Origin of the sequence: Aeromonas sp. Prich7-2 (genome assembly GCF_017939255.1) — a bacterium.
GTDB classification, from domain to species: domain Bacteria; phylum Pseudomonadota; class Gammaproteobacteria; order Enterobacterales; family Aeromonadaceae; genus Aeromonas; species Aeromonas caviae.
On sequence record NZ_JAGKRI010000092.1, the window covers coordinates 1 to 15,535 of the forward strand.

Here is a 15,535-nt window from a genome sequence, read left to right on the forward strand (position 1 = left end):
AAAGTGTGCTAACGCCAGGAATCGCATGCGTTTCCTGGCGTTGGTTTCTGCCTTGGCGAGGGCCAAGAAATCGATTGGATCGGACATACTGAGTACAGTGAAACCAGAATAGAGCAATTAGATCACATCTTTAATCTGATTGGTATTAATTGTTATGTACTTTCAGGGCAGAAAAACTTTCTGTGGGTAGACACAACATATCAAGATCAACCAGCAAACCAATAAAACAAAGGCGACCATCCGGTCGCCTTTTCTATTTCTATCTCTTTCCAATCAGGAAACTCACCTTGCCGGTCGCTTGGCACCATTTCCTTTGGCCGCTGGCTTGCCGCCCTGAGTGGCAGGTTTGGCACCCTGCTTGGCAGAGCCTGCGCGGGTCGGGGCCTTACCTTTGTGAGCGGGTTTCCCCTGCCCTGCCGGTTTACCCTGACTTGCGCCCTGTGCGGCAGACTTGCCGTTGCCCGAGCCTTTCTGCAGCTGGGTGCCCACCGGTTTACCATTGCCGGCCTTGTTGCCAGCACCATTGCCGCGCTGATGCACGATATTGCTATGACGGGTCAACGCGGGCTTGAGGCCCTTGCTGCGGCTGCGTTCGGCCTTGGCCTCGCCGCGGCCTTCCGGCGGCACCAGGCAGTCGGGGCCGTTACCGATGAGGTGGCCCTTGCCCATCTCCAGCAGGGCTTCGCGGATCATCGGCCAGCCGGCCGGATCGTGATAGCGCAGCAGCGCCTTGTGCAGGCGACGGCGACGCTCCCCTTTCACCACGAACACGTCCCCGCCCTGGCGGCTCACCTTGTTGAGGGGGTTTTTCTCGGTGTAATACATGGTGGTGGCGTTGGCGAGCGGCGACGGGTAGAAGTTCTGCACCTGATCGAGCTTGAAGCGGTTGGACTTGATCCAGAGCGCCATGTTCACCATGTCTTCATCCGTGGTGCCTGGGTGGGCGGAGATGAAATAGGGGATCAGGTACTGCTGCTTGCCCGCCTCTTTGGAGTACTTGTCGAACAGCTCCTTGAAGCTGTAGTAGCTGCCCATGCCCGGCTTCATCATCTTGGAGAGCGGGCCCTCCTCGGTGTGTTCCGGCGCGATCTTGAGGTAGCCGCCGACGTGGTACTTGGCCAGCTCCTTGATGTAGCGCGGATCTTCCACCGCGATGTCGTAACGCACGCCGGAGGCGATCAGGATCTTCTTGATGCCCTTGAGGTCGCGCGCCTTGCGATAGAGGTTGATGGTCGGGCTGTGGTCGGTGTCCATGTGCGGGCAGATGGTCGGCCAGACGCAGGAGGCACGGCGACAGGTCTGCTCGGCCTTGGGGCTCTTGCAGCGTAAGCGGTACATGTTGGCGGTGGGGCCGCCCAGATCCGAGATGACGCCGGTAAAGCCCGGCACCTTGTCGCGGATCTCTTCGATTTCTTTCAAGATCGACTCTTCCGAGCGGCTCTGGATGATGCGCCCTTCGTGCTCGGTGATGGAGCAGAAGGAGCAGCCGCCGAAGCAGCCACGCATGATGTTGACCGAGGTCTTGATCATGTCGTAGGCCGGGATCTTCTCGTTGCCATAGGCCGGGTGCGGCACCCGCTGGTACGGCAGGCCGAACACCCCGTCCATCTCGTCGGTCTCGAGCGGGAAGGCAGGCGGGTTGACCCAGATGATGCGATCGCCGTGGGCCTGGGAGAGGGCGCGGGCGCAGCCCGGGTTGGTCTCGTGGTGCAGGATGCGCGACGCATGGGCGTAGAGCACCTTGTCCTCCTTCACCCGCTCAAACGCCGGCAGCTTGACATAGGTCTTCTCCCACGGTTTTTGCTTAGGGGGCTGCACCAGGATGGGCTTGGCCTCCTGCTCCATCGGCGCAGTGCCCTCGTCGTCGCTGCAGGGGGCCCCTTCCATATAGGGGTTGGGAATGGGATCGATGCGGCCAATCTGGTCGAGCTTGCTCGAATCCACCCCGCGCCAGCCCGGCAGCGGCTCCTTGCGGATCACGGCGGTGCCGCGAATGTCCTGCATGGTCTCGATGGTCTCGCCACCTGCAATGCGGTGAGCCACCTCCACCAGGGGGCGCTCGGCGTTGCCGTAGATGAGGATGTCGGCCTTGGCGTCGATCAGGATGGAGCGACGGATGGTCTCGGACCAGTAGTCGTAGTGGGCGATGCGGCGCAGGGATGCCTCTATGCCGCCGATGACCACCGGCACCTCTTTATAGGCCTCTTTGCAGCGCTGAGTGTAGACCAAGGTGGCGCGATCCGGCCGCTTGCCGCCCACATCCCCCGGGGTGTAGGCGTCGTCGTGGCGCAGCTTCTTGTCGGCGGTGTAGCGGTTGATCATGGAGTCCATGTTGCCCGCCGTCACCCCGTAGAAGAGGTTGGGCTTGCCCAGGCGCATGAAGTCATCCTTCGATGACCAGTCCGGCTGGGCGATGATGCCGACCCGAAAACCCTGTGATTCGAGCATGCGGCCGATCACCGCCATGCCGAAGCTCGGGTGATCCACGTAAGCGTCGCCTGTCACCAGCACGATGTCGCAGCTGTCCCAGCCGAGCTTGTCCATCTCCGCACGGGACATGGGCAGGAAGGGCGCCGTGCCGTAGCACTCGGCCCAGTAACGGGGATAGGAGAAGAGGTTGGTAACCGGCTGCATTTTGACCACCTGGAACAATTCGGGTCGCGCATTATACCGGCAGAGCAAGGCGGGGGCGACGGCTTTTTGCCCCTACAGAACGCGAGGGGAAGGGGCGCCTTCGAGCGGGCGCGACAGGTCGGCGTGACAGACTCAGATCTCATCAACAAGCAGGGCGCCCATTGGCGCCCTGTTTGCTGTCATCCGGGTCGGCACGCTAGGCCGCCGGTTTGTCCCGCCCCTCGGGGACCACCGCCCCCGGCACCGGGGAGGGACTGGCCGGGGTTGCCGTGGCCAGTATTTCGTCCACCAGTCGGTCCCGTGCCCCCGTCATCCCCGCGCGTCTGGCGATCAGGTGATAGATGGCGGGCACCACCAGCAGGGTCACCAGGGTCGCCAAGGACAAGCCGAAGAAGACCACGGTCCCCACGGCCATCCGGCTCTCGTACCCCGCCCCCATGGAGAGCATCAGGGGCACGGCGCCGATGATGGCGGTGAGCGAGGTCATCAAGATGGGGCGCAGGCGGCGCACCGACCCCTTGATGATCGCCTCCTCGAACCCTTCACCCCGCTGGCGCAGCTGGTTGATGAACTCCACGATGAGGATGCCGTTCTTGGTCACCATGCCGATGAGCATGATCATGCCTATCTGGCTGTAGATGCTGAGCTCCTGCCCCGTGAGCCAGAGGCCGAGCAGGCCGCCGAAGATGCCGAGCGGCACCGTCATCATCACCACCGCCGGGGTCAGCAGGCTCTCGAACTGGGCCACCAGCACCAGATAGACCACCAGCAGGGCCAGGCCGAACACCAGTGCCATCTCCCCCTGGTTGTCGCGATAGTCCTTGGACTCGCCGGCGTAATCCACCGACATGCCGGTGGGCAGGTGATCTGCGGCCCAGCCATCCAGGAAGTCGAGCGCTTCCCCCAGGGTGTGGCCGGAGGCCACGTCCGCGGTGAGGGTGACCGCCTTCTGGCGCTGGTAGTGGTTGAGGCGCTGGGGACTCGCCACCTGGGTGACGGTCGCCAGGGTGGAGAGGCTCACCATCTCGCCGCTCGCGGCCTTCAAATAGATGCGGCTGATGTCGGAGATACCGTTGAACTGGGTCTGGTTGGCGCGCAGGTAGACGTCATACTCCTCGCCCCTGTCCACATAGGTGGTCTGGCTGACGCCGCCGAGCAGGGCCTGCAGGGAGCTTGCGATGGTGGAGACCGGAATGCCGAGCTGGGTGGCTCGCTCCCGCTCTATGGTCACCTGCAGCTCCGGGGTCTTCTCGGCATAGTCGAGATCCGGGCTCTGCATCAGCCCGCTTTGGGCCGCCGCCTCCTTGAGCGCCAGCCCCTGCTGGTTGAGCTCGCCGTAATCGGAGCCTTGCAGCACGAACTGCACCGCCGCGGTGGAGCCGCCTCTGAACCCCGGCTGGAAGGTGCGGATCATCACGTCGGGGATGCCGGCGAGGCGACCGCTCAGGGAGCGGCCAAACTCGGTGGCCGTTTCGTCTCGCACCGCCCAGTCACTGAGCTGGATGATGGCCATGCCGGTCTGATCGCCGCCGCGCCCGAAGGCCGGGGTGCTGAAGCTCATGGCCTGCACCACCCCCTTGCCGAGCAGCGGCAGGATGGCGGCCTCCACCTGCTGCATGTTGCGCTTCATCCGCTCGATGCTGGTGCCCTCCGCCCCTTTCACGAACACATAGAGCACGCCCCTGTCCTCGGTCGGGGTGAGGCTCGCGGGCAGCTTGCCAAAGAGGGCGCCAATGCCGCCGAGGCAGAGCAGCAACACCAGGGGCATCCAGACGGCGCGGCGCAGCACGGCCCCCAGCACGCGGCGATAACGCTCCTCCACCCAGCCAAGTCCCTTGTCCAGGGTGGCGGTCAGGGCGTTGGGCTTGTCCACGGCACGCATCAGCCAGGAGCCCATGGCCGGGGTCAGGGTGAGCGCCACCAGGGAGGAGAAGAGCACGGCCAGGGAGAGCAGGATGGCGAACTCGGTGAAGAGGCGCCCCACCATGCCGTCCATGAAGGCGATGGGCACGAACACCATCACCAGCACGGCGGTGGTGGCGATGACGGCAAAGCCCACCTCCCGGGTGCCGTGCCAGGCCGCCATCAAGGGGGACTCGCCCCGTTGCAGGTGGTGGTGGATGTTCTCCACCACCACGATGGCGTCATCCACCACCAGGCCGATGGCGAGGATGAGGGCCAGCAAGGTGATGAGGTTGATGGAAAAGCCCAGATACCAGGCACCGATGAAGGCCGAAATCAGGGAGACGGGCACCGTGATGGCCGGAATGAGGGTGGTGCGCCCCTGCCCGAGGAAGAGATAGAGCACGGCCACCACCAGCAGGGCGCAGATGGCGAGTGTCTCATACACCTCGTCGATGGCCTGCTTGATGAAGATGGTGGAGTCGTAGTCGACCTCAAGGGTAGCCCCCTCCGGCAGGAAGCGCTGCATCTCCACGAGCTTCTTCTCGATGCCCTGGGCCACCGCCAGGGGGTTGGCTGTGGATTGGGCGACGATGCCAATCCCCAGGCTCTCGCGGCCGTTGCGCTGATAGGCGCTGTCTTCGTTCTTGGCCCCCACCTCCACATCCGCAATGTCCGCCAGATAGATGCTCTGACCATTGGTGGCAGTTTTCACCGGCAGGGTGCGAAAATCTTCCGCACTGTGATAGAGCCGTGCGATCTGCACCGCCATGGTCATGGTGTTGTTGCGGATCTCGCCGCCCGGCAGCTCGATGTTCTCCCGCTTGAGGGCATCCTGCACGTCGGCCACCGTGATGCCGCGGGCCGCCATGTCGGCGGGGCGCAGCCGCACGTACATCACCTGGGTCAGGTCCCCGGAGAGGGAGACCTCGCTTACCCCGTCCACCAGGCTCAAGGGGTCCACCAGCATGCGATTGGCGTAATCCGTCATGGCGGTACGGTCCATCTGGGTGCTGCTGAAATTGAGCCAGATGGCCACATCCCCGTTGCCGTTGTCCTTGGTCACCATGGGCTCGTCCGCCCCGTCTGGCAGCTTGGGTCTGGCCCGGGAGATGGCGTCACGCACGTCGGAGGTGCCCTCCAGCATGTTCCAGCCGAGCTTGAACTCCACCGTGATGGAGGAGCGCCCCTTGCGGGTCACCGAGTTGATGTTCTTGATGCCGCTGATGCCGGAGAGCTGATCCTCGATGGGCTTGGTGACCTGGCTCTCCATCACCTCGGGGGCCGCCCCCTCATAGGTGGTGGTGATGGAAACGGACGGGGTCTGCACATCCGGCATCTCCCGCACGGTGAGTTTGCTGAAGGCCACCAGGCCGAACACGGTGAGCAGGGCGCTGATGACCACCGCCACCAGGGGACGGCGTACTGAGATATCGGAGAGCCACATCAGCCTTTCACCTCGCCCAGATCACGTACCTGGGCGCCGTCGCGCAGATTGACCAGCCCCTCCACCGCGATGCGATCGCCGACGTTCAACCCCTTGAGCACCCAGACGGCCTCGCCATGGGTGTCGCCAAGCTCCACCGGCACGCGCTTCACCCGTCCGTCCGCCTCCAGGCGATAGACGAAGCGCTGCTCGCCGGCATACTCCACCGACTGGGCGGGGATCAGGGTCATCTTCTGGGGTGGCAGAGAGAGATCCACGTTCATCAGCATGCCGGGACGCAGCTGGCCACCGGTGTTGGGCAGGATGACGCGGGCCTTGATGTTCTGGGTGTCGCTGGAGATCCGGCTGTCGAGGGTCTCCAGCACGCCGGAAAAGGATTGATCCGGCCAGGCCGAGCTGGTTGCCGTCACCGCCATGCCGGGGCGCAGCAGGGAGAGGTAGCGCTCGGGCACCGCCAGATCGAGCCGCAGTTTTGCCAGCTCGTCCAGATGCAAGAGCACGTCGCCGCTGTTGACCAGGGCTCCTTCGCTGAGATCGATGAGGCTGACAGTGCCGTCGAAGGGGGCGGCCAGGGTGCGCAGGGAGAGCTCGTAACGGGCCGCATCGACCCGGGCCTGGGCCTGGGCGACAGTCGCCTCCTGCCCCTCCAGCTCCGAGGTGGTGACGGCGCCTCGCGCCACCAGCTTGCGCATGTCCCGCAGCTTGCGAGCCTCGTCGCGCACGCTGGCGCTCTGCTCGGCCAGCTCCGCCTGCTGCTTGCCCGCATCCAGGGCGATCAGGGTCTGCCCCTGTGTGACCTGCTGGCCGGAGCTCACCGCGATGGTGGCAATGCGGCCGGTCACCTCGGGGCTGATGGCCACGGAGCGATTGGCCGCAAGCTTGCTCACCAGCTTGATGGAGGGCTCGGCCAGACTCTGCCTGACGGTTTCGGCCCTGATATTGATCTCTCTTGGTGCTGGCTTGCTGGCGGGTTCAGCCTGCCGCAGATGCCAGGCGCCCGCCGCCAGCAATAGAAGAAGAGGGAAAAGCCACAGCCACACGCGCGTTTTCATCACAAGATCCATGCAGTCAAAGAGAGAGGAAGAAGAGATAGCTTCATCAAGGATGGCACCATGTTACCCCCTGACTATGCCGTGACTATGTATAAATGTGACAAAACGTAACAGTCCGGTGAGAAGATCATCAAAAACGCATCTTGTCGGCACGCGCGTCAGGGTTCTGCCTTACACTGATGCCGACTCTCGCCATCTTCCGGTACGCCCATGTCCATTCCCTCCCCCGCCTTTGCCAGATACCGATTGCAGTGGCTGCTGCTGGGCCTCGGCCTGCTGCTGTTGCTGCTCGCCCTGCAACATGCGTTTCGCCAGGTTACCGAGATCAACAAGCGTGACACCATCAACGCCGCGACCCAGCTCAGCAGCCAACACCAGCGGATGGAGACCTTCCTTGAGGCCATGCGCGGCCAGGCGGAGGAGCGCCTGCGCAGCAATCCCCAATCCGTGCTCTCTCGCCAGCTCTATCAGGCGCTGCAATCTGACGGGGAGCACGGCATCAACCTGGATCGCATCCCCGTCGATCTGCCCCCCGCCCTCATCGGCAACCTGACCGGGCAGGGCCCGCTGCCCCATGACGGCAGCGAGCGGCAAGCCAGAATACATCTCGCCCTCAGCCTCTCCCCCTTGCTCGCCACGGCCAGCAAGCTGCTGGACAGGGACGTGGCCTGGATCTACTTCACCGGTACGGACAATTTCATCTACCTCTATCCCTGGGTGCCATCCAGCCAGTTTCGCTTCGATCCCGTGATTTACAGCAAGGCCTACTGGCAGGAGGCGATGGCCAGGCATCCCCACCTGGAGCACGCCATGCTCTCGCGCCCCTACCAGGATTTTGCCGGACGGGGGCAGATGATCACCCTCTCCCAACCCATTACCCAGGGCGGCCAGATCATTGGCCTGCTCAGCATCGACATCCAGACCGTCACGCTGGCGCAGACCCTGCACCGCCTCGCCCCCCGGATTGGCACCCTGTTCCTGCTCAACGCCCATCAGCAGATCCTCGCCAGCAGCCAGTCCGGTACCGCGCCCCCCCGGTCAGGACGGCGCAGTCAGCGGAATATGAGTGGCAACAGGGCGCCTTGCAGCTCGTCTATCCCATCCCGGAGACACCGCTCTCCCTCATCCATCGCATCCCGCTGCTGCCTATGCTGCAGACGCTGTTGTGGCAATCGGCGACGGCGCTCATCACCATTCTCTGTCTGGTGGTGGCGACCGTCTCCAGCCTGCGTGCCCAGCGCCTCAACCGGCGCCTCAACTACCTGTCGCGCCACGATGCCCTGACCGGCGCCTTCAACCGCCACTACTTCGATGCCTTCGAACACCGCCAGGCCCTGGCAGGCCGCCAACGTATCGGCTCCATCATGTTTGACTGCGATCACTTCAAACAGGTCAACGACCGTTTCGGCCACGGGGTGGGCGATCAGGTCCTCATCCGTCTGGTGCAGCTCTGCCAGTCCCTGCTGACACGGGAGTGCCACCTGATCCGCTGGGGCGGCGAGGAGTTTCTGCTGCTCGTCGCCGATGAAGCGATCCCTCTGGCCCCCTTGGCCGAGCGGCTTCGTCTGTGCATAGCAGAGCATCCCTGGAGCGCCATCGCGGCCGAGCTGAAGGTGACCGTCAGCCTGGGCCACTGTCGCCAGTCACCAGCCATCTCCTTGCAGGAGGTGATCCGCCGCGCCGATATCGCCCTCTATCAGGCCAAGGCCAACGGCCGCAATCGCAGCGAAGCGTGGCGGGATGACGGACAGGAGAAGCCGGAGTAAGCTGGACTCCCACTTCATGTCAGGAGACGCAACTGTGTCACGAAAACCCCGTCTGGGATTGGCCCTGGGCAGCGGTGCGGCCCGAGGATGGGCCCACATCGGCATCATCCGTGCCCTGGAGCGACTGGGCGTCAAGCCGGATCTGGTGGCTGGCTGCTCCATCGGCAGCTTTGTCGGCGCCGCCTATGCCGCTGGTGAACTGGACAAGCTGGAGAGCTGGGTGCGCGGCTTCAGCCGCCTGCAGGTCATGGGGCTGCTCGATCCTGCCCTCTCCGGCGGCCTGTTTCGCGGTGACAAGGTATTTGGCATCGCCGCCGGCCATCTGGGGGATCCCGCCATCGAAAGCCTGCCGCTGCCCTTTGCCTGCGTCGCCACCGAACTCGATACCGGTCGCGAGATCTGGTTGCAGGAAGGACCGCTTCGCCAGTGTGTGCGCGCCTCCTGCGGTATGCCCGGCCTGCTCACCCCGACCCGGGTGGAGGATCGCTGGCTGGTGGACGGGGCCGTGGTCAACCCGGTCCCCATCTCCCTGGCCCGCGCCATGGGAGCCGAGGTGGTGATCGCCGTCAACCTCAACACCGACATGCACCAGCCCTGGACCGACGAACCGGACGAGCCCGTGCAGGGGGGGCTGCTCAGCCAGTGGTTGAACCGGGGCGAGCGCGAGCCCAGTACCCCCGGCATGTGGGGGGTGATGACGGGCTCCATCAACATCATGCAGGAGCGCATCACCCGTGCCCGGATGGCCGGGGATCCCCCCGAGATCCAGCTCTGCCCGCGCCTTGGCAACCTCTCCATCATGGATTTCCACCGCGCGAGCGACGCCATCAACGAGGGGGAAGCCTGTGTCGAGCGCAACCTGGAGCAGCTCAAGGAGGAGCTGTCACGACTCTGCCTGATATGAGGGCATATCGGGGTAAAAGACAAAAAGAGCGCCAATAGGCGCTTTTTTGTTTCGGGCGACGCGGCTCAGAACAGCCCCAGCCCCTTGAGCATCACCACCAGGATCAGCAGCGGCGACACATAACGGATGATGAAAAACAGGGGCCTGAGGATGGGCAGCGCCAGCTTGCCTCCATTGGTCAGCGCCGTCGCCATCCGCTCGAATCCCCATACCCAGCCCACGAACAGGCAGAGGAAGATGCCGCCAAGGGGCATCAGCACGTTGGAAGAGACGAAGTCGAACAGATCGAAGAAGGTTTTCCCGCCAACCTGCACATCCGCCAGCGTGCTGCTCGAGAGCGCACAGGTCGAGCCGACCGCCCCCAGCACCAGCAGGTTGATCAGGGTCGCCCTTGTGCGGCTCATGTGAAAGCGCTCGGAGAGCACCGAGACCGGCACCTCCAGGATGGAGAGCATGGCCCCGGTGGCCGCGATGGCGGAGAGCACGAAGAAGAGCACCATGAAGAGGTGGCCGAAGGGGATGCTGGCAAAGACCGCGGGTATGGTGATGAACAGCAGGGAGGGGCCTGCGCTCGGCTCGAAGCCAAAGGCAAACACCGCCGGGAAGATGGCGATCCCCGCCAGCATGGAGACGAAGAGATCCGCGCACATCACCCGTACCGTGGTGAGAGGGATGTGCTGATCATCGCGAAAATAGCTGCCATAGGTCATCATGCAGCCCATCCCGATGGAGAGCTTGAAGAACGCCAGCCCCATGGCCGTCAGCACGACGCCTGCGGTCACCTTGGAGAAATCCGGCGAGAACAGGAAATGCAGTCCTTCGCTCGCTCCGGGCAGAGTCAGGCTGCGCACGCCTATCACCAGCAGCAGGATGAAGAGCAGTGGCATCAACCGCTTGGTGACCGCTTCGATCCCCCTTGAGACCCCCATCAACAAGATCCCCCCCATCAGGGCCAGCACCAGCCACTGCCAGAGCAGACTCTGCAAGGGATCCGTGATGAGCGAATTGAAGGCAGCACCCGTGACGGCGGAATCGGTGGAGAGGATCTCGCCGCTGGCCGCCTTGAAGATGTAGGCAAACACCCAGGCCGCCACCTCGGAGTAGAACGACATGATGAGGAAGGCCGCGCTCACCCCCATGGCGGCGATCAGCCACCAGGGTTGCCCCTTCGGGGCCAGCTTGATGAGCCCGCTGACCGCATCCGTCCTGGCCTCGCGCCCCAGCATGATCTCGGAGATCATCACTGGCAACCCCACCAGCAGGGTGGCGATGACATAGACCAGCAGAAAACCGGCGCCACCGTTCTCACCGGTCAGATAGGGAAACTTCCAGATATTGCCGAGCCCGACGGCAGACCCCAGGGTCGCGGCCAGCACGCCAAAGGTGCTGGTAAACCCATCTCTGGCTTTGGTAATGGATTGGCTCATCGTTGTCTCGCTGTGTGGATCACCGCCTGAATTAAAAGGGTCGGAGTGTTCCGTGGATTAATCCAGCCCGACAAGATGATTTAGTGAAAATCGCCGCTGGCCGCACACAACGCATTATTTAATTAAATAATCTTCCATTTTGACAAATAAAAAATGCCGCCTCGAGGGCGGCATTTTTATCAAGGTTGAACCGAATCAAGCCTTGGCAATATCGTCCGGACCGATCTGGCCGATTTCGGCGACTTTCTTGTCAGCCAGCAGCCAGAGGGTGAACTTGTGCAGATCGGGGTGGTGGGCCAGGGCAACCAGGAAGGCGCCTCCGACTTCACGGTAACCCAGTTCATAGTTCTTCAGGGTGGTTGGGGGGACGCCCAGCAGATCGGCAAACTTGGGACGGCTCAGGCCTACCGCTTCGCGGATCTGACGGATCTTCTTGCCAACAGTTACGATATTTGAATTCATGTGTTCCATACTCCGTTCGGCGGATTGACTCCACCTTTAATTTTTCGCGACGACTCGTAGTCAAGTGTATCAGTTTTGAACGGACTCGTTATGGTCGAGCCTCTATCTATAATCAGCGTCTTTCGACGACAACCCTTCACAAACCTCGGGGATGGTAATCGCTGCGTCGCCTCAGGTAAACAGTCTCGAAAAGAAACCTTTCTTGTTGCCCGGCCATCCCTCGTATAATTCGCCGGTTATTTCCAAGAGAGTCATCAACATGGCATTTCCCGGCATCATTTCCCGTCTTCATTCCGACCCGGACTCCCTCCCCCGTCAGCTCGCCCAGGGTCTGCAGACCCGGGCCGAGGCGTTCTGGCTGCCCATTGCCATGCAGGGGGACGCCGCCACCGTGCTGGCGGCCCTCCCGGACAGCTGCAGCCTCTATCTTGAAGGCCAGGCGACGCTTCCCCTGCGCAGCCACGACGGCGTCGTGGCAGAAAACGGCACCCTGGCGCTGGGCAATGGTCACACGATGACGCTGGCCAGGGAGAAAGGCGATGGCGGCATCGTGCCGGAAGAAAGCCTCGCCGAGATGGCCCAATGGCTGGAAGCTGGTCATCGGCACTTCATCTGCTACACCGCTGTCCAGCCCGTGGCGCGGGCCATCCTCAACATCTGGCCTCTCGATCCCTACCTCGCCCGTCACTTCTTGCTCAGTTTCACACCCTTGCTGTGCGAAGCAACCGAGGCGGACTATCTTGCTGTCCTCTCGGTCAGGGCGGGTGACGCCACCCCGCGGCACGCTTGGGCTGAGGCTTATATGAAGCTTGAGAAGAAACTGCATCGCGCCTACTTGGATCACTAATAAATCCCAAGAAACAGCCAGTTATCCCTACGACACAATTTGCCCCATCCCTTATCTGTGAGCTTGATCATGTTTTGAAATGGGCATAAAGTGCGCCACGTCATCGGAATGACGTCGGCTGTTCGTGGCGGAGTATGCACTTGTGCACCCAGATACGTGCCTCCTGGATGGATCTAGGATCCCTGTTCGCACCAACGTCGTTGGTCGACAGAGCCAGCAGCTTACATAAATTACAAAGTGCGAAGCACGTGAACAACGTGCCATCTCAACGAGGATTATTTTATGATGAAAATGGCTCCTTCCCTGATCGCCATCGCTATGGCCACCATGGGTGCAACTGCAGCTCACGCCGCTGACGACATCTACTTCGGCGCCGGTGTTGGTGCAACTCACTTCAACGGTCTGAACAAGATCGAAGGCGTGAACGTTGGCGAAGAAGATGCGGCTGCTGCCAATGCCTTCGTTGGTTACAACTTCAACGAATACTTCGGTTCCGAGCTGGGCTACCAGTACACCGGCCGTGGCAACACCGACGGCAACCGTTACGAGAGCCAGGGTGCCACCCTGTCCGGTATCGCTCGTCTGCCGCTGGGCAACGATTTCTCCCTGTTCGGTGAAGCTGGCGCCTACTGGGGCCACACCGACGGTCTGGGCACCAGCGATACCAAAGTATCCCCGCTGGCCGGTGCCGGTGTGACCTACAAGGTCAATGACGCGCTGGATCTGCAAGCTCGCTACCGCTACATGTGGGACGTGGCTGACCTGCACGCCGACAACGTACGCTACAAGTCCAACCAGAGCGTTGCGACCTTGGAAGCCGTTTACCACCCGTTCCGTACTTCCTACGTAGCGCCTGCTCCGGCCCCGGTTGTTGAAGAAGCACCGGCCCCGGCTCCGCAAATCGTTGAGAAGAACTTCGCCCTGAACTCCGACGTGCTGTTCGCCTTTGGCAAAGACAGCCTGAAAGCCGAAGGTGTGCAAGCCCTGAACGCTCTGTACCAGCAAATCGTTGAGTTCCAGCCGAAAGACGGCAACGCCGTTGTTGTTGGTTACACCGACCGTATCGGTTCCGACGCTTACAACCAGAAGCTGTCTGAAGCTCGTGCCCGCACCGTTGCCAACTTCCTGGTCAGCAAGGGTATGGCTGCCAGCAAGGTTGCCATCGAAGGTCGCGGCGCAGCCAACCCGGTCACCGGCACCAAGTGTGACGGCGTCAAGGCCAAGGCTCAGCTGATCTCCTGCCTGGCTCCGGACCGTCGCGTAGAAGTTCGCGTATCCGGCGTACAAGAAGTTCAAAAGTAATCTGACTTCGCTCAGGTAACGTAAAAAAGGGGATGCCACGGCATCCCCTTTTGCTGTCTCTCTCCTCCCCCCAGCGACACTCTCTGTCTCACCTTTTCTCCCCTTTACCCCCGTATTGCGGCCCCGCGACACCGGTGTCGGCGCTGCATATCTGTGCAGAAACTTGATCACGCTGATTCAAAAGAATACAGTAGCAACGCTTGTAAGACATTGGATGAACTATTAAAAGTGCTCAGTGCCCGGTTAGTTGTCCATGGAGAAACAGCTTCATGAGAATCCAGGTTTCCATCCATTTTTTATTCAAGCCGTCCGTGATCCGCTCACGGTGTCGCACATGAAGTGTCATCTGCGACCGGTATAACAAAGAGTGCGCAGTACGCCCATAGCACGGCAACTCAACAAGGATAAAACGATGAAAATGAAAATGGCACCAACCCTGATTGCTCTGGCCATTGCAGCCATGGGAACCACCACCGCTCAGGCGGCCGACGACTGGTACACGGGTATGGGTGCAGGTTGGGCCTATGGCCACGACCTGGATACCTTCGGCCAGGATGCTGACAAGGACGCCACCGCGCTCTCCCTGTTCGGCGGTTACAACTTCACCGAGAACTTTGCCGCCGAGCTCGGCTATCTCTATGCCGGCAAGGCTGGCGTCGATGGCGTCGACTTCAAAACCCAGGGTGCCACCCTGTCCGGTATCGCACGCCTGCCCATGAATGACATCTTCTCCGTCTTCGCCGAAGGGGGTGCCTACTTCAACCACGTCAACGGCAACGGCCAGAGCGACAACGGCACCTCGCCGCTGGCGGGTCTGGGTCTGACTGCCAAGCTCTCCGACCTTATCGACCTGCAGGCCCGCTACCGCTACATGTGGGATCTGGGTGACGATCAGAAAACCTGGAAAACCGACATGAGCGTCGCCACCCTGGAACTGGTGATGCACCCGAACCGCACCACCTATGTGGCACCGGCCCCGGCACCGGCTCCCGAGCCGGTTCCCGAGCCCGTCATGGTCGACAAGAACTTCTCCCTGAGCTCGGACGTGCTGTTTGCCTTCGGCAAATCCACCCTGAAGCCGGAAGGGGCTGCTGCGCTCAACACCCTGTATCAGCAGATCGTCGACGTCCAGCCGAAAGATGGCAGCGCCGTGGTGGTGGGTTACACCGACCGCATCGGCTCCGATGCCTACAACCTGAAGCTGTCTGAAGCCCGTGCCCGCACCGTGGCCGACTTCCTGGTTGGCAAGGGTCTGCCGGCTGGCAAGGTTTCCATCGAAGGTCGTGGTGAAGCCAACCCGGTCACCGGCACCCAGTGTGACGGCATCAAGGCCAAGGCTCAGCTGATCACCTGCCTGGCACCGGATCGCCGCGTCGAAGTGCGCGTCACCGGCGTACAGGAAGTGCAGCAATAAGGGGACAACCACCTGTTAAAAAAAGGGGCCATTCCGGCCCCTTTTTTAATGCCCGGACGGCACCGCCAGCGCGGGCAGCCCACCTGCCTGTCTCACCGATTTTCCATACAGATGCGTCACTTAAATGGTTAATGCGCTCACATCGCCTATACATAATGTTGGCTATACATAGCAAAGGGCTGGGAGCCCTATAACACCCAACATCGACGAGGATACGCGATGAACATAAGACTGATACCAATCGGATTAAACATTAGGTCAGTTTTATCCAATCTCGGCTACAAAGTGACATCACCCGCTCCACATCGGCAATAAAGTGCTTCCAGGCCGATGTGCAGGCATCAAGGATGTCGTCGTAATCCTTGAAGCTGCGATTAG

9 protein-coding genes and 2 pseudogenes are annotated in these 15,535 nt (G+C 61.8%); 5 read left to right on the forward strand and 6 right to left on the reverse strand.

Annotated elements, in window-relative coordinates; all coding sequences use genetic code 11:
• Nucleotides 1–282 precede the first annotated feature (282 nt).
• The 3 genes from J9892_RS14905 to J9892_RS14915 form a co-directional block, all read right to left on the reverse strand.
• The gene (locus J9892_RS14905; protein ID WP_052815159.1) at nt 283–2,634 is read right to left on the reverse strand and encodes a YgiQ family radical SAM protein; all 2,352 of its coding nucleotides are present in this window, start codon (nt 2,632–2,634) and stop codon (nt 283–285) included.
• A 196-nt stretch (nt 2,635–2,830) separates the two neighbouring features.
• Nucleotides 2,831–5,983, reverse strand: a complete 3,153-nt coding sequence (locus J9892_RS14910) for an efflux RND transporter permease subunit (RefSeq protein ID WP_052815158.1) — start codon at nt 5,981–5,983, stop codon at nt 2,831–2,833.
• On the reverse strand, nt 5,983–7,035 hold the full coding sequence (locus J9892_RS14915; protein ID WP_052815157.1) for an efflux RND transporter periplasmic adaptor subunit: 1,053 nt from the start codon (nt 7,033–7,035) through the stop codon (nt 5,983–5,985). Before J9892_RS14915 ends, J9892_RS14910 begins: the two co-directional genes overlap by 1 nt.
• 210 nt (nt 7,036–7,245) lie before the next feature.
• Between J9892_RS14915 and J9892_RS14920 the strand changes: the two are divergent.
• Together J9892_RS14920 and rssA are read left to right on the forward strand one after the other, a co-directional pair.
• Nucleotides 7,246–8,801 (forward strand): annotated as a pseudogene (locus J9892_RS14920) (diguanylate cyclase).
• 34 nt (nt 8,802–8,835) lie between these two features.
• Complete coding sequence (gene rssA / locus J9892_RS14925) at nt 8,836–9,705, forward strand: patatin-like phospholipase RssA (protein ID WP_029313973.1); 870 nt, start codon at nt 8,836–8,838, stop codon at nt 9,703–9,705.
• A 65-nt stretch (nt 9,706–9,770) separates the two neighbouring features.
• Here rssA and J9892_RS14930 read toward each other — a convergent pair whose 3' ends face one another.
• Together J9892_RS14930 and J9892_RS14935 are read right to left on the reverse strand one after the other, a co-directional pair.
• The gene (locus J9892_RS14930) at nt 9,771–11,132 is read right to left on the reverse strand and encodes a sodium-dependent transporter (RefSeq protein ID WP_210538548.1); all 1,362 of its coding nucleotides are present in this window, start codon (nt 11,130–11,132) and stop codon (nt 9,771–9,773) included.
• Between the two features lie 195 nt (nt 11,133–11,327).
• A complete protein-coding gene (locus tag J9892_RS14935; RefSeq protein ID WP_010673503.1) occupies nt 11,328–11,594 on the reverse strand; it encodes a helix-turn-helix transcriptional regulator in 267 nt (88 codons plus the stop codon).
• Nucleotides 11,595–11,853: 259 nt separating this feature from the next.
• Between J9892_RS14935 and J9892_RS14940 the strand changes: the two genes are divergently transcribed.
• From J9892_RS14940 to ompA (J9892_RS14950), 3 genes are all read left to right on the forward strand, one after another.
• The gene (locus J9892_RS14940; RefSeq protein ID WP_113069862.1) at nt 11,854–12,441 is read left to right on the forward strand and encodes a hypothetical protein; all 588 of its coding nucleotides are present in this window, start codon (nt 11,854–11,856) and stop codon (nt 12,439–12,441) included.
• Nucleotides 12,442–12,723: 282 nt separating this feature from the next.
• Nucleotides 12,724–13,743: a porin OmpA gene (gene ompA / locus J9892_RS14945; RefSeq protein WP_043152397.1), complete on the forward strand. Its 1,020-nt coding sequence runs from the start codon at nt 12,724–12,726 to the stop codon at nt 13,741–13,743.
• A 412-nt stretch (nt 13,744–14,155) separates the two neighbouring features.
• Nucleotides 14,156–15,157 carry a porin OmpA gene (gene ompA / locus J9892_RS14950; RefSeq protein ID WP_052815703.1) on the forward strand — a complete coding sequence of 334 codons (1,002 nt, stop codon included), beginning with the start codon at nt 14,156–14,158 and terminating at the stop codon, nt 15,155–15,157.
• Nucleotides 15,158–15,410: 253 nt separating this feature from the next.
• Here ompA (J9892_RS14950) and J9892_RS24685 read toward each other — a convergent pair.
• Nucleotides 15,411–15,535: pseudogene (locus J9892_RS24685) on the reverse strand (IS630 family transposase); the annotation flags it as partial.

What these genes read in the sequence shown, in the direction of transcription:
- J9892_RS14935 (WP_010673503.1), bottom strand. Translation starts at nt 11,594, where the DNA reads ATGAATTCAAATATCGTAACTGTTGGCAAGAAGATCCGTCAGATCCGC.
- J9892_RS14915 (WP_052815157.1), bottom strand. Translation starts at nt 7,035, where the DNA reads ATGAAAACGCGCGTGTGGCTGTGGCTTTTCCCTCTTCTTCTATTGCTG.
- ompA (WP_052815703.1), top strand. Translation starts at nt 14,156, where the DNA reads ATGAAAATGAAAATGGCACCAACCCTGATTGCTCTGGCCATTGCAGCC.
- J9892_RS14940 (WP_113069862.1), top strand. Translation starts at nt 11,854, where the DNA reads ATGGCATTTCCCGGCATCATTTCCCGTCTTCATTCCGACCCGGACTCC.
- J9892_RS14905 (WP_052815159.1), bottom strand. Translation starts at nt 2,634, where the DNA reads ATGCAGCCGGTTACCAACCTCTTCTCCTATCCCCGTTACTGGGCCGAG.
- J9892_RS14910 (WP_052815158.1), bottom strand. Translation starts at nt 5,983, where the DNA reads ATGTGGCTCTCCGATATCTCAGTACGCCGTCCCCTGGTGGCGGTGGTC.
- J9892_RS14930 (WP_210538548.1), bottom strand. Translation starts at nt 11,132, where the DNA reads ATGAGCCAATCCATTACCAAAGCCAGAGATGGGTTTACCAGCACCTTT.
- ompA (WP_043152397.1), top strand. Translation starts at nt 12,724, where the DNA reads ATGATGAAAATGGCTCCTTCCCTGATCGCCATCGCTATGGCCACCATG.